The following is a 21,172-nucleotide window of genomic DNA, read 5'->3' as shown; positions in this document are numbered from 1 at the left end:
GACAGCCGATACCGCATCGGTACCCCTTCCTGAGACAGTGTGTATCGCAGTTATCCACACGGAATCGGGAGTCAGTTCATGGGATCGAGCCAATGGGGAATTGTGGACGCAATTGCCAATATCTTGTCCGCGATCGGATTGGGCTCGTTGGGGAATGTGCTCGACGACCTCTTCGACGCCCTGGGCAGCAGCTGATCCACCGGTTGCCGTACACCAGGTGATCAACAATATTCCCTGCACGAACGCAGCCACTGCCGCCGACACGGTACGCGCCCGCCGGCGCTGCCTCGATCGTCGGCGCGACGGCTGCGTTCGTGGCGTTTGTGGCGTCTGTGGCGTTCGTCAATGCAGGTTCGAATGAATGCCCACAGCGGCGAGGTAGTTGGCGGTGTGCTCGGCGAGGAACAAGGCCCAGGCGTATTCGCGCCGAGCGTCCAATGTCGCACAGGTGCCGCGCGAACCACAGAAATACGCGAGCGCCTGCTCGCTGCTGCGCTCGAACAGTACGTCGACGGTCGACCGGTACCGGGTGATCGCGATCGCCGCCAACGGCGTTCGCTCGCGGCGATGACGATGTTGGGCGACAGCGGAATCGAGATCGGTCACCGTCGCCACGGCCACGTCGATCACATTGTCGTAGCGCCAACGCCGAGCGAGTGCCCCGTCGGCAGCCACTGCGTGCACCGCGAGGATGAGCGGACTCAGGGCGGTAACCGAAACGACGACCGTATGATGCGGCACCTCGCCCATGGTCATCATGAAGCCAGCGTCGCAGCCCCCTCGCGGAAATGCAGTCGGCTCTTCACACGACAACCTGGTCGGTCGCCTATTTGCAATCGCCAGTGCGATATCGATTTCGGCCCGGAGTCCTTGTCTTGCCGTGGTTTACGAGTATCGGCGATGATCTGTCGCATGCAGAGCGGGATGAGGGTGCTGGTAGCGTCACCGCTGGGTCATATGGTCGAACCCACGCTCGCAGAGCGGATCCCGAAATCGGCCATCACCGTCGCGGTCGATCGGTTTTCCGTCCAGCAAGCCGTCACCTCGACCTATCGTTTCGACGTCGTTATCGTCGACCTGGTCTGGAATCATCCGGAACTGGAATTCTGCTTCGACGGCCTGGACGTCGTCGACATGCTGGTGCGCGCCGAACGCCTCGCTCCGGTGCTGCTGGCCACCCAAGGCCACAGCATGGAACGCGATCTGGTCGATGAGGCGCGGCTGCGCCCTGAGGTGGCCGGCGTCTTCGCCAAATCCTCGGGGGTCCCGGCTCTGCTCGATGTCATCAGCGCGGTGGCGATCGGACGCAGGCTGCCGGACGCGACCCCGCCCGACGGACCGCCACCGCTGTATGAACTGTTCGACAGCCAGCGCGGGGCGACAGCCGCCCGGCTGGCCGGTGCCATTGCCGCCGGGCGGGCCACCGACGCGCTGTCGCTGGCCCGCGCGGCGCAGGTCGGGACGAACACCGCCAACAAGGTCACCAGTACCTACATCGGGCCGATCATAAAGCAACGCAACGAACACGACCCCACCCTCCCGCTGACCCTGGGGTCGGTGTATCGCTGGTGCGGCCTGCATGCCCGCTACCTGGTGAGTTGGTGCCGGCGCAACGGACACAGCGATGTGCTACGTCCCGAACACTTTTCGTAGCACCGTTGCCGGGCCGCCGGGCCTCAGCACCCCAGACGGGCGCGGAATTCCAGCTCACCGAGCTCGTTCCACCGACCGGAGGCCGTCCCGGCCGGCCCGAGCAGCACCCGATCGGCGTCGATGCGGTAGCGGCCGGACGCCAACGGTTGCCGGCAAGCGATGAGCCGGGCCGCCAGCGCCGCGATGGCACCGGCCAGTGTCACCGCGGTGCCGAGCTGCGGCCAGGACGGCAGCGTGTCGCCTACCTGACACAGCGAATAGCGGGTCTGCGGCGTTACCTGCGTGCCCACGATCGCGGTGACGAGTTCCCGGCGGCGACTCGGATCGGCCAACTCGCGCGTGCCCAGCCCGGCGATATCTCCGGCCGCGCCATGGAACAGCGGGTAGCCGGGCTCGAGGTCGTAACGCTCGACGTCGAGCAGCACGTTGTCGCCGTGATCGGTGACCATCACGACGGGAATGCCGAGTTCGCTCGCCCGCCTGCGAATGTCGACCTTCATCGCCAGGTCGTCCATCTCCTCGATGAGCACCGTCAACCGTTGCGCGCCCGCTGCGCCGAGCAACTCGGCAGCGCCCGCGGGGGAATACCCCTCGGGGAAGGCGCGGATGTCGGTGTAGGGGTCGAGCTCGAGGGTCCGTCGCTGAGCCAGCGTCAGCTTTGCCTCGCCGAGATCACACACCGAGGCGTGCAGTCGGTTGAGGTTCGTGGGCCCCAGCACGTCGCGCTCGGCGAGGTGGAAGCGCCGCGCCCCGGTGAGCGCGCAGACACTCAGCGCCGCGGCGCCGACGCTGAGCCCGGTGATCCCGATCAGGGCCTCCGACCACCGTCGCTGGTCGTCCGGGGTCAGCAGATACCGGTTGCGGGCCGTGCGCAGCTGCCAGAAATGTTCGCTGTCCGGTAGTTTCACTACGCACCGGCGCCACGGATACACCACGTACCGGCTGGCGCGCTCGGTCGAACAGTCTGCTCGAGCCGCGTCGAGGTAGCGGGTGAGCTCATTTTCGGCCTCGGCCGTGCCCGCGGCCAGGGCGGGCCGGTCGATCTTCGCCAGCTCGGGTAGGGCGGTGTCCCAGCCGTCGACGAACCGGTAACCGCTGTCGGGGGCGAGCAGTGCGGCGATGCGTCCGGCGTCGCGGGCGGGGTGCAGGATGTCGATCATGACGCGCGCTCCATCCACTGGTGTTTGATACCGGCGCCGAAGCCGGCGCTGCCGAACTCGTGCAGGCTGACAGTGGGTTCCGCGGCGGCGCCGAGGCTTTGGTGCAGCCGCGCGTATTCGTGATTGGTTCGCACCAGCGCAGCGACGACACGCTCACGCAACCGCCGCACCATGCCGTCGCCGCAGCGGGCACCGGGCTGCAGTTCCACCCGGAGCATCAACGTCTGGGCGAAACGGTTGTCGGTCTCGGTGGCGAGCACGAACTTGCCAGTGACCGTCGCGGCGAAGGCCGGATCCTCCAGTGCCGCACGGATGTTGTCCGGGAAGATCTTCACCGCATAGAAAGTGGCCGCGATGTCGGCGCGACGGTTCAGCGCCAGGAAACCGCAGGATGCGGTGGAGGTGACCACCGGCAGGCGATATCCGCTGCGCTGCAGCACCTCGGCCAGCCGAGCCGGTGTCAGGACACGGCCTACGTCGTTGATCCGATAGCGCACCAATGGAATCGCGGTGTCGACGGTGAACAGGAACCGGTCCTGGGCGTCGACCTCGGTGAAGCGGTAGTCGCAGTCGTATTCGACGAAGGTCGGTCCGGCGTCGTCCACGCCGAACAGTTCCGCGTTCAGCCGCGCATCGCTTCGGGCGGCCCGCCGCGCCGCGATCGTGGTGCGGGTTTCATGGCCCATGATGCCGGCGTCGGCGGTGCCGTAGATCAGGCAGGTCGACCGGGTGCGGCCGGGCCGGCCGAGGCGTTCGAGCACATAATCTCGCCACTGCTCGCTGATACTTTCACCGGCGAGCAGCAGGCCCAGATTCTGGCCCAGCACTCGGTCGTCGGCGCGATCGAGCACATCCTTGACGAACGGTGGGTAGCCGGCCAGCACCACCTGCTCGTATTGGGGGCCGAGTGCGGCAATGTTGTCGAGAATGGTGTCGGCCTCGATCCCGGGCGCGATGACCGACACCGGAAAACCCCGCCGCCGCAATGCCAGTGCCGCCGAGTAGGTGTAGGTCCCGCCGATCCAGTTGCCCATGGCGAAACCGACCACCAGCAGGGTCTTCCGCCGATGTGCTTGGAAGCTTTCGCGCAGGATCCGGCCATAGAGCTCGACCGCCTGCCGCTGGGACACCGCGTCTCTGGGCCAGTAGGTGGGTCGACCGGTCGAACCCGAACTGCACGACCAGGTTCCGGCCCGACTCGCGTCGCCGCGCCAGAGCAGCATGGGCAACGGGTAGTGGTGCAGATAGTTTTCCTTGGTAACCGGCGGCAGCGCGGCGAAGTGCTCGGCCGTGGTGACCGCAGCCGGGTCGACGCCGTGGCGGGCCAGGAAGTCGGCGTAGGCCGGCACCTGCCGGGCGGCTCGCCGGAAGGTCTCGAGCGCTCGGCCGAAGCCCGGTACCGGCTCAGGAGGCGCGAGCAGTGATGTGGACATTCGTGCGATTCCTTTCCTATCGGCGACGACCGCAATCTGTTGTGGCAGTGGCTGTTCGCCGCCTTGGACAAATCGTCTGACCTGCACGTATCGGGTGCGAAGTAGTCCGTACAAGGTCCATACAACGAGCTGCGGAATCAGCACCGCGGCCGATACCATTAGTCGATGACGGAGAGACGGGACAACGGGCCCGATCCCTCCACACTCCTGACGCGGGCGGAGTTCGCGGCCGCGCTCACGCGGCTGAGAGTCGATGCGGGACTAACCGTTCGCCAGGTCGTCGAGGAATCGGGGTGTCTGCACGGCACCGTGAGCGGATGGTTCGCCGGCCACCACGTCCCGACCGAACCCAACGAGAAGATGTTCCGGGACGTATTGAGCGCCTGCGGGTTACCCGATCCCGTGGCACAGGAGGCCTGGCTGGCGGCGGTGCGTCGGCTCCGCCCGACGACCGGTCGGCGGCGCAGCCAGGGCCCGGTCCCCTACCGCGGACTGCAACCGTTCCACGACACCGACGCCGACTGGTTTTTCGGGCGAGACGAGCTGACCGCCGAACTACACCGTCGCGTGCACGGTCTCGAAAGCCACTCCGGGACACCGCGAACGCTGGTGGTGATCGGTGCCTCCGGCTGTGGCAAGTCATCGGTGTTGCGGGCCGGCCTGATGCCCTCGCTACGGCGCGCAGCGCGGGCCGTCGCACTGATCACACCCGGAGTGCACCCGTTGCGCGTCCTGCACGACGTCGCCGAACCGGTCGACGTCGTCGTCATCGACCAGTTCGAGGAGACCTGGTCGCTGTGTTCGAACGAGGACGAGCGCGCCGATTTCCTGGCGGCGATCGGGGCCGAGCGAGCCGACGGACCGGTGTACGTTCTCGGGCTGCGGGCGGATTTCTACGCGCAGGCCGCCCGGGAAGCCGTTCTGCAGCATGTGCTTGCCGCGCAGTCGATTCTGGTCGGACCGCTCAGCCGGCAAGCCCTGCGTGATGTCATCGTCGAGCCGGCCCGCAAGGCGAACTGGACCGTCGAGGACGAGCTGGTGCAGCTGTTGCTGGTCGAACTCGCGCCTCGCGGCTCGCCCGCCGCGCACGACGCCGGCGCGCTGCCGCTGCTGTCGCACGCACTGCTGGAGACCTGGCGGCGCTCGAGCCGTCGTCGGATGACCGTCGCCGATTACACCGCGTCCGGTGGCATCGCGAGCGCGATCGACAAGTCGGCCGAGGCCGTCTACGGCGGCCTCACCGAGGCCCAGCAGCGGCTGGCCCGCCGGATCTTTCTGCGGCTCATCGCCATCGACGGCGAAAACCGGACCCGCCGCCGCGTGCAGCGCGGTGAGTTGCGCTACGACGACGACTCCGATGACGATGTGGCCACGTTGATAGATCGATTCGCCGCGCAACGGCTGCTGACCATTGACGCGGACACCATCGAGATCAGCCACGAAGCCTTGATCGCGGCCTGGGCACGGCTCGGTGACTGGGTCGACGGCAACCAAGCCGGGCTTCTGATACACCGTCAGCTCACCCAGGCCGAACAACTGTGGCGCGACAGCGAACAGGATCCGAGCGCGTTGCTCGGGCCGGCTCGGCTGGCCGTCATCCAGGACTGGCTCGACAGCGGCACCGACGGCGAGCTGAATCACCGTGAACGCCACTACATTACCGCTAGCCAGCAGCATCATCGAGAGCTTCGCGCCCGCGAGCGCCGCCGCACTCGGCTGTTGCAGCGCATGGTCGCCGGGCTGGCCGTGGCCCTGATCGCCACCGTCGTGCTGGCGACCGTGACGTTGCTCGCCGAATCGTCGGCCCGCCGTGCGCGTGACGAGGCCATGTCCCGCCAGGTCGCGCTGCAGGCCCAGCAACTGCGCGCCGTGGATCCGGCACTGTCGGCGCAATTGGCCCTGGCGGCATACCGGGTGAAGCCGACGCTGGAGGCACGCTCGGCGCTGCTGGACGCTTCGGCCACGCACACGCCGGTCCGGGTACTCGGCACCGACGGCGGCACTCTGGTCGCCGCCGACGACACCGGAACCCTGCTTGCAGTCGGCCGCAAGGACGCCACTGTCACCGTTTACCGGCTGCGTGCCCGGACACCACCGACCGAGCTGGCGGCCATTGCGCCACCGCATCCCGCCGCGGTGCTCGAATCGCTCGCCCTCCGCCGGGACGGAGGTGTGCTCGCTGTCGCCTTCGATGGACGAATCCAGTTGTGGAACGTTGCCGATCCCCGCTCACCGGTACTGCTCGCGGGAATAGGTGATCCGGCCGCCGGCTACAAGAGCATCACGTTCGGCGCCGACGGCCGAACGTTGACCGCCGCCACTACGAATACGGCGGTGTCTCGATGGGACATCGTCGACCCTGCCCACCCACTGCCACTGGCAGAGCTCGAACTGCCCGCCGGAGCACCGGTGATCGCCGCGAGCCCGGACGGACATCTGCTGGCCGCCGCCGGAGTGGCCGGCGCACTACGCCTGTGGGATCTCACCGGACCGGCACCGAGGTTGATCGTGGATCAGCCGGGCTCCGGCGTCACCGGCCAGGCGCTGGCGGTTCGTTTCGCTCCCGACAGTGCCACCCTCGCCGTGGCCGGCCGTACCAATGACGTCCGCCGCTGGGATTTGCACGACCCGGCGCACCCCGGAGCGCTGCCGGCGTTGCGCGGATTCACCAGCTATGTCAACGACATCGACTTCAGTCCGGACGGATCCCGGTTGGCTGCGGGCAGTTCCGACAACACCACGCGCATCTGGCGGCTCGACTCCGATGATCCGCCGATCGAGTTGCCCAATCCGGTAATCGTCGTCAGCGCCCGATTCGCCCTCGGCGGCCAAGCTCTGGTCACCGGCGGTTTCGACGGGACCATGCGGATCTGGCCGCTGCCGGGGCCGGCCCTGAGCGGGGCACGCAGTGTCGTCTTTCAGACGCCGATCGATCGCAGTGGCACCAAACTTCTTGTCGGAACGGGTAGTTCGGACGGGCATGCGCATTTCTGGGATCTCACCGACGCGAGCAACCCGCACGAGTACCCCGCCCTCGACGCGGGCCCGGACGATAAACCATGCGGCGCGGTCGGGCTGTCCCCCGACGCGACCCTGGCCGCGGTCGGCACCCCGAGCGGGCACGTGATGCTCTGGGATGTGCACGACCCCAACCATCCGGTGCGGCGCTCGTTCTTTCCCGCCATGTCCGGCATCGTCGCCGCCATCGCCTACACCCCGGACAACACGCTGATGGTCGTCCTCGGACAGGACAGCAGCATCGTCACCCTGTGGGACATCGCCGATCCGGATGTTCCACGACAGGTGGCCGCTCTCGATGCCGGTCCCGGACTGCCCGGTCCGGCCGCGATCGACCCCACCGGCACGCTGCTGGTGATTCCGACCTCCGACCACATGGTGCGGCTGTGGGACATCCGGCGGCACACCGAACCCGTCGAACTGCCGCATCCGCTGACCGGCTTCACCAACGACGTCGGGTCGGCGGCCATCAGCCCGAACGGCACCCTGCTCGCCGCCGGCAGCATGGACCATACGGCCCGGCTGTTCGACATATCCAATCCTCGCCAGCCACAACCTCTTTCAATGCTCACCGGCCCAGCCGACGCGATCGTCACCGTCGCTTTCAGCCCCGATGGCACCCGACTGGTCGGCGGAGCCGGCGACAACGGCGTGTGGGTGTGGGACGTCGCCGACCCACACCGCCCCGGCCGTCTCGCCGTGCTGAACGCCTACCGCGGCCGAATCAACGACGCGGCCTTCGTACTCGGCGGCCGTATTCTGGCCGCGGCGGGTCCCGACAAAGTTGTCAAACTGTGGGCGACCGACCCCGACCAAGTGGCCGCACAACTCTGCGCCGGCGGCAGCAGTGTGCTGACCCCGCAGGAATGGCGTCGTTACCTACCGGGAGTGCCGCCACGCCCGCTGTGCGGCGACGCGCCCGAATAGCCGGACAGAAAAGTTCCGTCTGCCCGCAGCGCGGGCGGCGGCGCTGTCGGTCGATTGCAGGACTGACGTGGCCGCCATCGGAATAAAAAATCGAATCCATGACATCATCCCAATATCCGCAAAGTTCGCAGCAGACCGCCGGATCGGTTTCAACCGGAATTTCCTGGCCCGGTGCCCTCGCAGTCATCGCCGCATTGCTCGTCGCCGCCGGTGCATTTCTGGTATGGGCCAGCGTCGATTCGCCCGGCACCGGAAAAGCCGCCGGCACGGTGACGGTCACCGGCGTCGGCAAGACAACGTCCGATCTTGCTGTGCTGGACGCTACTCCCCAGACCCACACGGGTTCACTGACGCAGAACCTCGCGACCCGGTTGCAGAAATCGGCAGAAAAGGCGGAGACCGCACACGCCACCAAGGCGGGCTATTACACTCTCGCCCTCGCGGTCATCGCCGGCGGGCTGGGAATTGCCCACGTTCTCGGCCGCGCGCCGCGCCCGACAGCCGCCGCGATCAGCGTCGCCGGTGGCGCGGTGGCCGCGATCGCGCTGATGCATCTGACCAACATCCCGGGCCGCGTATTCGGCGCGCGCGGCCTCGCCAGAACAGCTCTGAATGCGTTGCACCCGACAGCGGGGCCAGGGCTGTACCTGACGCTCGCTGGTGGCCTGCTGCTGCTGGTTGGTGGTGCCTGGGCCTACTTGTCCAGCAGACCGGTCGCTCGGTGACCAAAATCCGACCCACCTTTCGCACATTCTCACGAAAAGGCAATTCGATGCAATCGGACAAAATCGCCCTCGCCGTGATCGCCGGGCTCGCCACGGTCACGCTCTGCGTCAGTGGCTGCAACAAGGGGGGCGACACCACCTGCAGTGATTTCCTGAGCCAGTCCCAAGACAAGCAGAACAACGAAGTCAAAAAGATGTACAACGACAAACACGGCGCCGACCCCAACGTCGTGAAAATCGCAGCCTTGCGAAACGAAGCAAAACTGTACTGCTCGACCGCAGGCCACGACGGAACCAAGATTTCGGACGTGCCGATTTCGTAACCGGCACCGCGGCAACGGCGATAATTTCCGGTCATCGGCCGCGGCGACGGCCGGTTTATCGTCCCGCCGCCGCGGTCGTCACCGGTGAGCAAACGACCAGGCGCCACAACTTCCAGGGTCCTCGTCGACGGGATCGCAGTGGCCGGGGACCCGCGCCCGTCGTGAGCGACCGCCGGCTGTCCAAGATGACGGTCGAGGCTTGGCGGGCACGGTTGTCGAGTTGAGCCAGCTTGTCCGTAGCTGCCGCGAGGCTGACCCGCAGGCCTTCGGCCTCACCCAGCCAGCCTTCGCGTTCGGCCTCAGTGATCCTGGCGCTGAGGTTGTCGGCCACTCCCCGTCACACGCGGTTGACCAGCACTGTTGTCCAGCACGGGGTGCGTTTGCCGCGTCCGGCAACCAGTTCTGCCCGCGCCACGTCGAACCGGACATGGCCAGTCCGCAACCACACCCCGAGGTCGCCGAACGCTGCACTCAAGCACAGATCGCGCGCCGAAACCGGCTGCGCGAGCGGCGATGCCAGGGACCTCACTGCCCCGGCGAGGTGCCCCGGCGGGGGGGAGCGGGCGTAGGTCGCCGGGGTGTGACCTAGAATCGGTGGCGGATTCCGGGGAAAGGTCCGCCGCAGATGAGCGCCCCAGCCCGTGTGGTGAGGATCGAGCTAGGGGCCGAGGCGTGGCGCTGCTTGTGGCCGGTGTGCTATTTCGAGGGTCCTGGCGCGGTCCAACCGCCGTCGTCGGTCGCTCCTGGCCCGGCGGGGACCGGATTTTCTGGGCCGGCCCCAGGGCCGGGCTGGGAATCTTCGTAGAAGTCGTGGGCGCTGGTCGGCGGGAGTCCGTCGATGATCGGCTGGTCGCCGTCGCCGTCGATGGGTTCTTCGAGCGGGTGCTGTTTGTCGACCACGGAGTACTCCTTCGAGCTGGGGGTGGGCTTGGCCATCGAGTGGTAGACGGCTGCTGCGCCGAGGATCACCGCGAATCCCACCGGTACCGCCGCGAGCGTGAGCGAGGTCCTTCTACGCATCGTGTGTCCTCCTTGCAAAGGGTTGTGCGGGTCGAAACCTGCCATGATGTGTTGCTCTCCGCGTGCGCACCTGGAGCCGTGCGCGCCCAACCGTTTGCCCGCGCTCACGCGTTCGCCATTCCATTCGAAGGCCGGAGCGCCCCGATCGGAAGCCGGCCCTATCGGGGTCCGATCCACCGGGAGTCCGATATCCCCTTCGAGGCAGAACCTAGTTGTTGCTGGTCGTAGCGTTGTGTACCTCGAGCGCGGCTGCTGTGAAGTCGACGATGAGTCGTGACTGGCGGTCGTTGTCCCAGACGGCGAGGATCGGAGTGGGAGGTGCGTCGGTGACGGGGATGAACGTCACGTCGGGGTGGTGGTAGCGCCGCGCGGCCAGGGCCGGAGCCAGATGGACAGCCGAGCTGTTCGCCAGCAGATCGAGCCGGTCGTCGGCGTCACGGAGCGCGCGGCCGTCAGGACGTGTTGAGTCGAAGCGGGCGCGGTTGAACGGTGCAAGGTCGGCGAGTGTCAGCGTTGGTCGTTGCGCCAGTTCATGACCGGTGGACAGTGCTGCCATCGTCGGTTCCTGCCAGAGCACGGTCGAGGCCACATCTGCTGGTGGAGAGGACGGGCAGACGACGGCCACGTCCACCGCGCCCGACAGCACCGCGTGTGTCTCGCTGTCGTGGTCCAGGGGCACGACGGTTACGTCGATGCCGGAGTGTTTGTGCTGGAACGCCAGGACCGTCTGACGGAGCGCGATGGCCCGGTGGTGCCCGACGGTGAGACTTCGTGTCCCCGTGGCGATGCCGCGCACGTCGTCGGTCAGGCGTGTCGCAGAGGTCAGCAGCCGCCGTCCGTCCGTGAGGAGCTTCCTCCCGGCGGGGGTCAATTCCAGCCGACGCGGGTGCCGAACGAAAAGGGGGCCGCCGAGTTCGCGTTCCAATTCCTTGATCTGACGGCTCAACACCGGCTGCGCGATGTGGAGCGAGACCGCCGCACGAGTGAAGTTTCCCGCTTCGGCTACGGCAACGAAATAGCGCAACTTCCGCAGATCGAACCCACTTGCCATACCTACAGGGTATCGCCGATGTTCCGAAGAAGTCTTGGACCGGTGCGGCACTTGACCAGGAAGCTGGTGCAGCAATCGTTGATCTTTCGAGAAGGGCGACCACGACATGACGAGCAAGACCCTGCAGCAAGGGCGATCCGGGACCGAACTCGCTGGGCAGCGGGTGGTGGTGATCGGCGGAAGCTCGGGCATCGGACTGACCACCGCGCAGCGCGCTGCCGAACTAGGTGCTGAACTCGTGATCGCTTCCCGTGGAACGGAATCGGTGTCTGCCGCGCTCGAGCAGTTGCCCAGCTCGACTATGGGGCACGTGCTCGACGTCCGAAACCAGGATGCGGTTCGCGAGTTCTTCGAAATTGTCGGTTCACATGATCACCTCGCGTTCACCGCCGGCGATGCGTTGGTTTCCGGTCCACTGCCCGACAGCGAAATCCGGGCCATGCAGGACTTCCTGGCCGTTCGTCTGTGGGGCGCGGTCACCGCGGTCCAAGCGGCACTCCCGTACGTGCGACAGTCGATAACCCTCAGCGGCGGAGCCGGCATCCTCCGGCCCGCACCGGGATTCACCACAGCAGCCATTGCGCTCGGCGCGATCGAAGCATTCACCCGCGCCGCGGCCAGCGACCTCGCGCCCGTGCGAGTCAACGCGGTGTTCCCCGGCGTGGTACGCAGTCCCCTCTGGCGAGGAATGTCCGCCGGTGAGCAGGACAAGTTCTTCGCTGACGCTGCCACGAGCCTCCCCCTGGGCCGGGTCGGCTCGACCGAGGACATCGCGCGGGCGTTCACACACCTGATGACCAACGGCTACACCACCGGTCAGACACTCGTCATCGACGGCGGGGCAACGATCGGCGCGAGGTAACACCATGTCGAGCGGTCTGTCCCGATAAGAGCGACTCGCACTGTAATGAACCGCAGCGGCGGGATGACCGAGTTGTTCGACGGTGTGTATGCGCCCTCGACGGTGGGAACCTTGTTGCCGGAGTCCAGTTTCGGTCATGTCAAACAGTTGGAATCCGTGGTGCGCGAGCACCTGACGGCGCCGGCCGTCCGCACCGATCTGCTGCCCGGCGCGGCGGTGCGATTTTCGTCGATATCGGCTCGCTGCTGCGGCCGGTCTACGGCCATCAGAAACAGGGCGCCTCCTACGGGCACACCAAGATCGCCGGGAAACAGATTCTCCGCAAGGGGCTTTCACCGTTCGCGGCTACCTGAGCACGGATCTGGCCGCTCCCCGTTATCGCCGGAATGCGGCTACGCGACCGGCATCCTCGCCGACGGTCCCCATGGCCGCGCCCGCGGCGCCACCCTGCGCCGCAAACTCGCCAACATCCCCGCCCGGCCGGCGCGCCCGCAACGCCGCTCCATCCTGCACCTCCCCAGCCACTGGCCCCGGTCCCACGAATGGCTCACGTTGTGGCACAACATAATCGGCTACGCGCCGCCACAACCGGCCCCACCTGACCCATCCGGCCCGAACGGCCGACAGACATCCAAGTGGAAAAGCTCGGCCCGCACCCGCACCGCGCGGATGCTGTTGCGGGCCGTCGCCGAGGTGTTGCGGCCGGTGCGTCAGACTGCCGGACCGCGACCGAACGCGGTGATCCCGCACCTGGCAGGGGTGAAACACACTGGGACTGGGTCGATTTGCCGAAACCTCCCACATCCTGGGGTCGCATGCATTGCGAGACAGAGGAATCGGGCGTACCGCAATCTGCCGGGCGCTCGATCTGGACGACAAGACAGTGCGCCGCTACGCGCGCCGCCAGCGCCGAGGAACGGGCGCGAGCTTGCCACGTTCGATCCGATGCTGCACAACACGGTCAATCCCACAGGTGCACGCCACGACGACGCGGATCGACGCTATCCCTGCCCCGATCAGCATCGATCTCGACGGCCGCGTTCTCCCGGGACGCACCCCTGATGAACTGGTCAGCGAAGTCCAGCAAATCAGTCTGTGGCGACGCCACCGTCATGCTCACCGAAGTCTTCGAGACCGGCGACCCTGTCCACGATCCCACGATTCTGAGCGCTTTGTCGGCAGCAATCACAGACATCGACCCTGACGCGCATCTTGTCCGGCAGTGCACTGTTCATTCTGTGGATCCTCGGCCTGCTGGCACAACGGCACCGCGCGCACGGATAAGCCTGCGGAGCCTGGAACATAGCGGCGCGCTGTCGGATCGGCCTGGACGGCGCGTAACGGAAACCGTGATCACCGCGACCGCGAACCCCCGAGATCCTGACCATGATGGCCGACCCGCTGCTGGCGCAGTCTGCGATGGACCGGCTGCAATCGGCGGCCTACGAACTCGTCGTCGAGGGCAAGTCCTACCGTCAACGGCAAAAGCCCGCCGCGGCAAGCCGACCGAGGACGGACTGACACCCCGAGCAAGACAGCAGCCCGACACGGAATGCCAGCCGAGACACCAGCGTTCATCTCGGCCATGCAGGTATTGCGCACCTATGCCAGGGTCTATACGTCCAACCTCGAAACCACCACGGCAGCCCTGACCGCCGCGACCGGCGTTCGGGTGGGCATGCAGTTCGACATGCCCAACGGACTCCGCTTGGCCTCGATCGGGCAGATCCTCATCGTCGCCGGCGATGACACGATTCTTGCCCCATACCGCGCAACCCAGGCCACGGTGATCGTCGACGATCTCGATCAATTCCATGCCGCGCTGCTCACATCGGGCGCCGACATCGTTCGAGAGCCACAGACCGTGCCAACGGGACGCAACCTCACAGCTCGACTCACCCCAGAAGTCCAGATCGAGTACGTCGAGTGGGACAAAGCCCAATGGCAACGAATCAACGCCGCAGCCCCCTCAGCGGATTGACGGATCCACACAGCCGCAGACACCATCAGACAAGGCCCGTGACCGGACAAGCCCATCCCATGCTCCTGGCGATCGGGCCACCCTCGGAGCACCCCAAGAAGGCGGGAACCTCACGCTCGGCCAGCTGCTCGACACCCTCCCGGAGCGACTGGCATTGTCTCGTCTGAGACGAATCGTTCTGAACCCGCCGCACCTGCTCTCGCGTCTCTGAGCCGACCGCCTACTCATGTGCGGTGGCCGCCGCGTACTCCGGTCGAGGCGCGGTGCTGCATGTCCTGTTGCGGGGTGTCCCGGTGGCGCTGCAGGCATCAGCCCGAAGTAACCACCTGGCCGAATTGGATCGACCGGGGCTGCGCCGAGGAGCTTTCAGATCCATTCAATCGATACGCAGATGGTCATTGTTCCCGACATACTTGCGTTGTACGCGCCCCCAGATTCCGGTGACGATTTCGTAATGGATGGTGTCGAGCACGTCGGCCCAAGATTGAGCGGTGGGTTCACCATTGTTTCCGGGGCCGAGCAGCACCGCGGTGTCTCCCTCCCGGACATCGCTGCGAGGACCCAACTCGATAACCGTCTGATCCATGCAGACCCTGCCGACACTGGGATATCGGCGTGACCCGATCTGTGCATCGAAACGACCGCTGAGAGCGCGGGGCAGGCCGTCGGCATATCCGATCGGAAGCAAGGCGATGGTCGTGTCCTCGGCGGCGGTCCACCGGTGTCCGTACGAAACACCCTCACCGGCAGAGATCCGCTTGACCAGCGCGACCTGCGTCCGCACCGTCATCGCCGGGCGCAACCCGAACGAGCCCATCCGCGGGAACGGGCTCAGTCCATACATTGCGATGCCCGGACGCACCATGTCGAAGGTCAAATCAGGTCTGGTCAACGTGGCAGCCGAATTCGATATGTGAACAATCTCCGGGCGCAGGCGACGCCGACGCGCCTGCGATTCGGCGGCAGTGAGCCGTTCACGCTGGACCTCGATCGACGGGTGGCAAGGTTCGTCGGCATGCGATAGGTGGGTGAACAGGCCTCGAAATCGAACGGCGTCCGCCGCATCTGCTCGACTCAAATCGGCCAGCAGCTGTTCGTATTCATGAGCAGCGACTCCGTTTCTATTCAAACCGGTGTCGATCTTGACCGATACGGTTGCTGTGATGCCGGTACGCCGGACCGCCGCACAAATCGAGGCCAAGTGCCGTGGCGACGCCACCGCCAGTTCGACTCCGGCCGTGAGAGCCGAGTCGAAGTCCGCGTCGGGCGTATGCAGCCATGCAAGGATCGGCGCGGTGATTCCGGCGCCGCGCAGCGCCAGCGCCTCCGTCACGCTCGTAACGCCCAATTCGGTTGCACCGGCACGTAGCGCAGCCCAGGCGACAGGCACGGCGCCGTGGTTGTAGCCGTCGGCTTTGACCACGGCCATGATCGAGGCTTGGCCCGCGCGCTCCCGGAGAACACCGACGTTGTGGGTGATCGCATCGAGATCGATCACCATTTCGGTCGAGGCTGCGGCTGGTGGTTCATGAGGATCGATCGCGGATGGTGGAGCTGAGCGCCTCATTCCGCCTCCTCGACCGCGACGACCGTGGAGGAGGCGGCTGGTGTCGACACCCGCTGCATCACCATGTAACCGGCGCAGACCAGCACAGTCCACACCAGACCGGCGGCCACGGCGGTACGACCGCTGTCGGTAAGTAGCAGTATCACCAGGACCAGACCGAGGAAGCCCAGTGCGGCCGGCGCGGTGATCCGCGCCGCGGGCAGGCGGTAGTCGCCGGCCGGCACGAGTTTTCGCTCAACACGGCGCCGATAGATGAGATGGCAAACGAGGATGACGCCCCACACCGCGATGATCCCGATAGTCGATACCGAGGTGATGTAGGCGAATGCCTTGTCCGGGGAAATGATGTTCACGACTACCCCGGCGACCATGACGGCCGCAGAAACGGTGATTCCGGATGCGGGGACCGCCCGAGAGCTTATTCGGCTCAATCCGGCGGGGGCTTCCTTCCGCAGTGACAGGGTACGCAGCATTCGACCGGTGGAGTAAATTCCCGAATTGCACGATGACAGGGCGGCTGTCAACAGCACAAAATTGATGATGCCCGCCGCGCCCGGGACCCCTATTTGTTCGAATACCTCCACAAAAGGGCTCCGGCCCCCATGGAAGGTGCGCCAGCTGGAGACCGACATGATGACGACAAGGGCACCGATGTAGAACAAGCCGATGCGAAGCGGCAACGTATTGATCGCTTTCCGGAGTGTGCGGCGCGGATTGTCGGCCTCTCCGGCGGTGACACCGACGAGCTCGACCCCGACATAAGCGAACATCACGATCTGCAGGCTCAGCATCGCCGGGCCGACGCCGGTGGGAAATACACCCCCGTCGGCCCACAGATTGGTGACAGCCGGGTGTGGCGCGTGACCGAATCCTATTGTCAGAACGCCGATTCCGATACCGATCATCGCAATGATGGCGGTAACCTTGACTGCGGAGAACCAGAACTCACCCTCTCCGAACAGACGCACGGAGATGAGGTTCGCGGCGAACAAGACACCCAGCACGACGAGGGCGGTGATCCAGGCCGGGATGTCGAACCAGTACTGCATATACTTGCCGGCCACCGTGATTTCGGCCATGCACGTACTAACCCACACCACCCAGTAGGTCCAGCCGGTGACGAATCCCGCGAACGGCCCTAGAAACTCGTTCGCATATTCGGCAAAACTCCCCGATACCGGCCGGTACGTCAGCAACTCGCCGAGCGCTCTCATAATGATGAATACCACTGCGCCAGCCGCGAGGTACACAAGTATCAATGCCGGACCCGCTTGCTCGATTGCGCCACCGGTACCGTAGAACAAGCCTGTCCCGATCGCACCCCCGATCGCGATCATTTGAATCGTTCGAGAGTTCAGTCCGCGCGCATACCCTTCGCGGTCTACGGCGTTCACGGGGGGAGGTTCGGAGCCGGTTACAGCGTCGGCGCCTACCCTTTCCCCATAGGTGTGTGACATGTGCGAGTTCCTCCGAGTCGTCATTCGACAGCGATCGGCCACTGAGATCGGTCAGGACGACGCCGAAGATGCCGGAGTCGCCGATCCTCCAGCGGTGCAGCTACCGGCCTCGCCGGCGAGCACTCACGACTGTGACCTCGATCACCGCAGACGAGTATGGCTTTCCTTCGCCAGACGGTCCATGTTCTCGATGGAAATTCTATAGAAGGCAAATATCGTGAATATTATTCACATCTCTAGCCGGATTGACTGTATGCGCCGAAGGATCTTCACGTCGATGATCGGAACCGGCATCCGGACATTTCAGCTCTTCCGGTGAGCGCGGACCGGGTCGACGAGACGAAGCGTGTCGAAGCCGGCAGGGTGCGGCGTCGACAAGATCATCGATCGAAGCCGGAGAACCGCGGGTTCCGAGCGCCGACCAGGACCTGCATCTCTCCTCTCGCCGCTGAATACGACAGCAGGGCAAACGTTTCGCACTATGCGTCGGCGCGCTCGGCTCCGAGAGCACGGGGCTGCATGTGTTCGAAGATCAGGATCGTCTGGGTGGTCGCAACGGCCGGATGCGCGCTCAGATGTTCGAGGACGAAGTTGCGAAGCCCTTCGCTGTTCGGCGTAGCGACATGAACCAGGTAGTCGTCGACGCCGGCGATGAAGTACACGTTCATCACCTCCTCCAGGGACAACAGACCGAGAGCGATACGTTGCAGGTCTTTGCGCGCGCTGGTTTGAACGCGGACGGCGATCATCGCCTGAAGTTCGCGCCCGAGCGCGGCCGGATCGATGTCGGCGTGGAAACCGCGAATGACGCCGCGTTCGATCAGCGACCGGAGCCTGGCATGGCACGTAGACGGAGCGATTCCTGCGTGTTCGGCGAGGGCGTTGTTCGGGGTCCGCGCATTGCGGGCCAGTTGCTCGAGAATGAGCAGATCGACGTCGTCGAGCGCGCTCCTGCGTCGAAGATCCTTCACCGCGGCCACGCCAGATCGACCCGATTCTGAAGAATAGTTCACCATTCCGCGATCTTACAGAATTTTACTCACGCAAAACGCCGCATTGTGGAACAAGATTCATACTGTGTGCACATTGCTTGCAGTTCCAGATCCCAGGCACTCAGTGCCGCAACGGGAGACAAACACGAACACGGAGTAGCTATGAAGATCGGCATCCCCCGCGAGACGAAGAACCACGAGTACCGCGTCGCCATCACCCCCGCCGGTGTCCACGAACTGGTACAGGGCGACCATGAGGTGATCGTCGAATCCGGCGCCGGCATCGGCTCATCGTTCTCCGACGAGGACTTCAAAGCCGCGGGCGCGCAGATTCTCTCATCCGCCGACCAGGTTTGGTCGGCAGCCGACCTGCTGTTGAAGGTCAAGGAACCCATCGCCGAGGAGTACTCGCGTCTGCGACACGATCAGGTCTTGTTCACCTACCTGCATCTGGCCGCGTCCAAAGAATGCACCGACGCGCTGCTGACATCACGCACCACTGCGATCGCATACGAGACGGTCACCGCGGGCGATGGCTCGCTGCCCCTGCTCGCTCCGATGAGCGAGGTCGCGGGGCGACTCGCCCCCCAGGCCGGCGCCTACCATCTGATGCGCCACGGCGGTGGGCGCGGGGTTCTGATGGGCGGAGTACCGGGGGTTGCACCGGCCAAGGTCCTCGTCATCGGCGCCGGCGTGTCGGGAAAGAACGCGATTGCCATCGCATACGGCATGCATGCCGACGTCACCGTCGTGGATCTGTCGACCGCCAGGCTCCGAGAGATCGACGCGCTCTACTCCGGGCAGGTCAAGACCATCGTCTCCAACACCTTCGAACTCGAACAGGCGGTCCTCGAGGCGGATGTGGTGATCGGTGCCGTCCTGATCCCAGGCGCCAAAGCGCCGAAGTTGGTGTCGAATGCACTGGTCGAACGGATGAAGCCCGGTTCGGTGCTCGTCGATATCGCGATCGATCAGGGAGGCTGCTTCGAGGATTCCCGGCCCACAACCCACGCCGAACCGACCTACACCGTCCATAATTCGGTGTTCTACTGCGTCGCCAACATGCCGGGGGCTGTACCACGCACATCCACCTACGCGCTGACCAACGCTACCCTCCCGTACATCGTCGCACTCGCCGACAAGGGCTGGGAGGAGGCCGTCGCGACCGTGCCCGGCCTCGCGGAGGGCCTGCTCATCCACGACGGGAAGCTACTGTCCGACGAAGTAGCCACAGCACACGGCTACCCCGTCGAGACCCTGTGACCGAAACACCTCATGAAGTCGTGAAAAGCCCTGACCACGGCGGCCCACCCGCCAGCCAACCACTCCCCCGCTCGGACGGTGACGGTTCGCTCGCCGAGCGAGTGCCGAGGCCATCTTCGGATACACACACCGAGTATGCGACCGACGTGATGTATGCAGCCGTGACCATCGCGTCCCCTGTTCGTTCCAACGAAGACGTTCATCTTCGAATCTGGCTGGCCGGCAGACCGTTCAACTATCGCGCCAGCGCCGCAGCAGCCTGCAGTTTCATCAGGGATTGGTGCCGAAGACGAAGCGACGCAATCGAATTGGTACTGCGCTCGATCGGCGAACCCAGTCGCCTACCGCGACTGCCGTGCGAACGACTGTTCGGATGATCGAAGTAACACTCGCCTCCAACGATTCAGGCCCTCGCTGAGGCGGGCATCTTCAACGGCGTAGATGTCCAGACCAACGACGCTCGAGCCTCAGCGGCACAGCGAGATACCGGCAATCAGACGGCACAACGGCGTGCCAGCGCAACGAGGCGCACCATCAACCACTTCATCGGACAGGAGACCGGCGAATACGCACTTGAAAGTCGATCGCCGAGCAACTCGGCGGCCATAGGGCGGCGAGAATCCGGCCGGCAACCCGACAAATCATGACACGCAACAGCTTTCGGCGGAACAATCGATTCCGCCACCACGGCGGGCTCGGCCTGGCGATCGCTGCGTGGACCCCGCATCGTCAGCCGAAGGCCTCGACAGCACGGGCGTGGCCGCTACAAGCGTCTCGTCAGGCGGAACACCGCGATGGTGTGTGGGCTGGTGCTTCGGCAATTCTGAACCGCTCCCCCGACGGTGGCATCACCGTCCCGTGTGACATGCGAGCACCGACGCTGTCGGCAATAGTGGTCGCTACCACATGAACGGAACGGTCCGGGATCGGCGCGCGAATTACAGTGGAACGTCACGGTAGTGCGGGTGCGGGGACTGAATTCGTGAGCAGCGGCCAGACACCTGGATGCCGACCGGCAGTCCGTTCCGGGTCGCGCCGATCGGCGCCACCGTCGCGGGCAGATGGTTGAGAGCGGAAGGCGCCATCCATGGGAAGCTCGAACGCGCTGGCCGCCAAGCGATTTCCGAATTCCCGGCGTGTCGGGGTAGCGCACGCAAATCTGGCGGTGGACAGTATGCGGATGTCGAGTGAACCACAATCGGTGCGGTGGCTGGATGAACCGCAACAGCACGACTACCCGGCTGCGGCCGATTACCTGCAACTTCTCGTCGACCCCGAGACCGTCGAGGCACTGGTGGCGATGTTGCGGAAGGCGCCGGTAGTGCACAAGAAGGCCAAAGACATCCTGCGCGCGGCACGCCTGGAGCTGGTGCCACCCGACAACCCACACGTGCGGGCCGATCTGGCGAAAATCCTGACCGACCAACCACTGTCACCGATCCTGCTCGTCCAAGGAGACCTCACTACCGGGACACCGTTGCAGATCGCCGACGGCTACCACCGGATGTGCGCCTGCTACTACACCGACGAGAACATTCCGATCCCCGCCAAACTCGTCCCCCTGCGTGTCACTCTGCCCAAAACCGCTGCCTCGCAAAAGAAGTCCAAGTCGAAGAAGTAGACGTCGCTGAGTCTCCCGCCCTGGACCTGTTCATGGTGCTCGGCCTCACCGGGCTAACGCCTGCTGGCGTGTGGCGTGGCATGTGCCGGTGACCAGCGGGGAATTGCTGGCCGAATCCT

The 21,172-nt window shown here is 65.4% G+C and carries 16 protein-coding genes and 2 pseudogenes; 10 read left to right on the top strand and 8 right to left on the bottom strand.

Annotated features, from left to right (window positions below; genetic code table 11):
* Positions 1-342: 342 nt before the first annotated feature.
* Positions 343-759 (bottom strand): hypothetical protein, encoded by a 417-nt coding sequence (locus NA3_RS21220; RefSeq protein ID WP_062965327.1) that lies wholly within the window; start codon positions 757-759, stop codon positions 343-345.
* 153 nt (positions 760-912) lie between these two features.
* Here NA3_RS21220 and NA3_RS21215 point away from each other — a divergent pair, with 153 nt between their 5' ends.
* Positions 913-1,653: an MSMEG_1198 family transcriptional regulator gene (locus tag NA3_RS21215; RefSeq protein WP_062965326.1), complete on the top strand. Its 741-nt coding sequence runs from the start codon at positions 913-915 to the stop codon at positions 1,651-1,653.
* Between the two features lie 23 nt (positions 1,654-1,676).
* On the opposite strand, the gene NA3_RS21210 is transcribed toward NA3_RS21215, so the two are convergent.
* Both NA3_RS21210 and NA3_RS21205 read right to left on the bottom strand, forming a co-directional pair.
* The gene (locus tag NA3_RS21210) at positions 1,677-2,813 is read right to left on the bottom strand and encodes a ThiF family adenylyltransferase (protein WP_062965417.1); all 1,137 of its coding nucleotides are present in this window, start codon (positions 2,811-2,813) and stop codon (positions 1,677-1,679) included.
* Positions 2,810-4,246: a phenylacetate--CoA ligase family protein gene (locus tag NA3_RS21205; protein ID WP_062965325.1), complete on the bottom strand. Its 1,437-nt coding sequence runs from the start codon at positions 4,244-4,246 to the stop codon at positions 2,810-2,812. Before NA3_RS21205 ends, NA3_RS21210 begins: the two co-directional genes overlap by 4 nt.
* 165 nt (positions 4,247-4,411) lie before the next feature.
* Here NA3_RS21205 and NA3_RS21200 point away from each other — a divergent pair, with 165 nt between their 5' ends.
* The 3 genes from NA3_RS21200 (at position 4,412) to NA3_RS21190 (ending at position 9,239) form a co-directional block, all read left to right on the top strand.
* Positions 4,412-8,191: an nSTAND1 domain-containing NTPase gene (locus NA3_RS21200; RefSeq protein ID WP_062965324.1), complete on the top strand. Its 3,780-nt coding sequence runs from the start codon at positions 4,412-4,414 to the stop codon at positions 8,189-8,191.
* 98 nt (positions 8,192-8,289) lie between these two features.
* Entirely contained in the window at positions 8,290-8,916 is a 627-nt protein-coding gene (locus NA3_RS21195) for a hypothetical protein (RefSeq protein ID WP_062965323.1), read from the top strand.
* A 47-nt stretch (positions 8,917-8,963) separates the two neighbouring features.
* Complete coding sequence (locus tag NA3_RS21190; RefSeq protein ID WP_063917652.1) at positions 8,964-9,239, top strand: hypothetical protein; 276 nt, start codon at positions 8,964-8,966, stop codon at positions 9,237-9,239.
* Positions 9,240-9,935: 696 nt separating this feature from the next.
* Here NA3_RS21190 and NA3_RS21185 read toward each other — a convergent pair.
* Entirely contained in the window at positions 9,936-10,259 is a 324-nt protein-coding gene (locus NA3_RS21185; protein WP_128145241.1) for a hypothetical protein, read from the bottom strand.
* A 208-nt stretch (positions 10,260-10,467) separates the two neighbouring features.
* Positions 10,468-11,310: a LysR family transcriptional regulator gene (locus NA3_RS21180; protein ID WP_062965320.1), complete on the bottom strand. Its 843-nt coding sequence runs from the start codon at positions 11,308-11,310 to the stop codon at positions 10,468-10,470.
* Positions 11,311-11,416: 106 nt separating this feature from the next.
* Between NA3_RS21180 and NA3_RS21175 the strand changes: the two genes are divergently transcribed.
* The 4 genes and pseudogenes from NA3_RS21175 to NA3_RS21170 all read left to right on the top strand — a co-directional run bounded on the left by NA3_RS21175 (position 11,417) and on the right by NA3_RS21170 (position 14,153).
* Positions 11,417-12,172 carry an SDR family oxidoreductase gene (locus tag NA3_RS21175; RefSeq protein ID WP_062965319.1) on the top strand — a complete coding sequence of 252 codons (756 nt, stop codon included), beginning with the start codon at positions 11,417-11,419 and terminating at the stop codon, positions 12,170-12,172.
* A 51-nt stretch (positions 12,173-12,223) separates the two neighbouring features.
* Positions 12,224-12,522: pseudogene (locus NA3_RS39495) on the top strand (IS1380 family transposase); the annotation flags it as partial.
* Positions 12,523-13,543: 1,021 nt separating this feature from the next.
* Positions 13,544-13,693: pseudogene (locus NA3_RS36175) on the top strand (ATP-binding protein); the annotation flags it as partial.
* 31 nt (positions 13,694-13,724) lie between these two features.
* Positions 13,725-14,153 carry a VOC family protein gene (locus tag NA3_RS21170; RefSeq protein ID WP_218021875.1) on the top strand — a complete coding sequence of 143 codons (429 nt, stop codon included), beginning with the start codon at positions 13,725-13,727 and terminating at the stop codon, positions 14,151-14,153.
* 376 nt (positions 14,154-14,529) lie between these two features.
* On the opposite strand, the gene alr is transcribed toward NA3_RS21170, so the two are convergent.
* The 3 genes from alr to NA3_RS21155 all read right to left on the bottom strand — a co-directional run bounded on the left by alr (position 14,530) and on the right by NA3_RS21155 (position 18,193).
* Complete coding sequence (gene alr / locus NA3_RS21165; RefSeq protein WP_062965317.1) at positions 14,530-15,720, bottom strand: alanine racemase; 1,191 nt, start codon at positions 15,718-15,720, stop codon at positions 14,530-14,532.
* Positions 15,717-17,057, bottom strand: coding sequence for an amino acid permease (locus NA3_RS21160; RefSeq protein ID WP_227995470.1), 1,341 nt, complete (start codon positions 17,055-17,057; stop codon positions 15,717-15,719). Before NA3_RS21160 ends, alr begins: the two co-directional genes overlap by 4 nt.
* 599 nt (positions 17,058-17,656) lie before the next feature.
* A complete protein-coding gene (locus tag NA3_RS21155; RefSeq protein WP_062965315.1) occupies positions 17,657-18,193 on the bottom strand; it encodes an Lrp/AsnC family transcriptional regulator in 537 nt (178 codons plus the stop codon).
* A 138-nt stretch (positions 18,194-18,331) separates the two neighbouring features.
* Here NA3_RS21155 and ald point away from each other — a divergent pair, with 138 nt between their 5' ends.
* Together ald and NA3_RS21145 are read left to right on the top strand one after the other, a co-directional pair.
* Positions 18,332-19,432: an alanine dehydrogenase gene (gene ald, locus NA3_RS21150; RefSeq protein WP_062965314.1), complete on the top strand. Its 1,101-nt coding sequence runs from the start codon at positions 18,332-18,334 to the stop codon at positions 19,430-19,432.
* A gap of 1,180 nt (positions 19,433-20,612) precedes the next feature.
* The gene (locus tag NA3_RS21145; protein ID WP_062965416.1) at positions 20,613-21,053 is read left to right on the top strand and encodes a hypothetical protein; all 441 of its coding nucleotides are present in this window, start codon (positions 20,613-20,615) and stop codon (positions 21,051-21,053) included.
* The last annotated feature ends 119 nt before the right edge of the window (positions 21,054-21,172 follow it).

This window comes from Nocardia africana NBRC 100379, from assembly GCF_001612635.1.
Taxonomy (GTDB): domain Bacteria; phylum Actinomycetota; class Actinomycetes; order Mycobacteriales; family Mycobacteriaceae; genus Nocardia; species Nocardia africana.
The sequence above is the reverse complement of the archived record's forward strand: the minus strand, read 5'-3'. Positions and strand labels throughout refer to the sequence as shown.

Coding starts and splice junctions, on each gene's coding strand:
- NA3_RS21155 (WP_062965315.1), bottom strand. CDS start 18,193: ATGGTGAACTATTCTTCAGAATCGGGTCGATCTGGCGTGGCCGCGGTG.
- NA3_RS21195 (WP_062965323.1), top strand. CDS start 8,290: ATGACATCATCCCAATATCCGCAAAGTTCGCAGCAGACCGCCGGATCG.
- NA3_RS21210 (WP_062965417.1), bottom strand. CDS start 2,813: ATGATCGACATCCTGCACCCCGCCCGCGACGCCGGACGCATCGCCGCA.
- NA3_RS21190 (WP_063917652.1), top strand. CDS start 8,964: ATGCAATCGGACAAAATCGCCCTCGCCGTGATCGCCGGGCTCGCCACG.
- NA3_RS21220 (WP_062965327.1), bottom strand. CDS start 759: ATGATGACCATGGGCGAGGTGCCGCATCATACGGTCGTCGTTTCGGTT.
- NA3_RS21160 (WP_227995470.1), bottom strand. CDS start 17,057: ATGATCGCGATCGGGGGTGCGATCGGGACAGGCTTGTTCTACGGTACC.
- alr (WP_062965317.1), bottom strand. CDS start 15,720: ATGAGGCGCTCAGCTCCACCATCCGCGATCGATCCTCATGAACCACCA.
- NA3_RS21205 (WP_062965325.1), bottom strand. CDS start 4,246: ATGTCCACATCACTGCTCGCGCCTCCTGAGCCGGTACCGGGCTTCGGC.
- ald (WP_062965314.1), top strand. CDS start 18,332: ATGAAGATCGGCATCCCCCGCGAGACGAAGAACCACGAGTACCGCGTC.
- NA3_RS21145 (WP_062965416.1), top strand. CDS start 20,613: ATGTCGAGTGAACCACAATCGGTGCGGTGGCTGGATGAACCGCAACAG.
- NA3_RS21200 (WP_062965324.1), top strand. CDS start 4,412: ATGACGGAGAGACGGGACAACGGGCCCGATCCCTCCACACTCCTGACG.
- NA3_RS21175 (WP_062965319.1), top strand. CDS start 11,417: ATGACGAGCAAGACCCTGCAGCAAGGGCGATCCGGGACCGAACTCGCT.
- NA3_RS21170 (WP_218021875.1), top strand. CDS start 13,725: ATGCCAGCCGAGACACCAGCGTTCATCTCGGCCATGCAGGTATTGCGC.
- NA3_RS21215 (WP_062965326.1), top strand. CDS start 913: ATGCAGAGCGGGATGAGGGTGCTGGTAGCGTCACCGCTGGGTCATATG.
- NA3_RS21185 (WP_128145241.1), bottom strand. CDS start 10,259: ATGCGTAGAAGGACCTCGCTCACGCTCGCGGCGGTACCGGTGGGATTC.
- NA3_RS21180 (WP_062965320.1), bottom strand. CDS start 11,310: ATGGCAAGTGGGTTCGATCTGCGGAAGTTGCGCTATTTCGTTGCCGTA.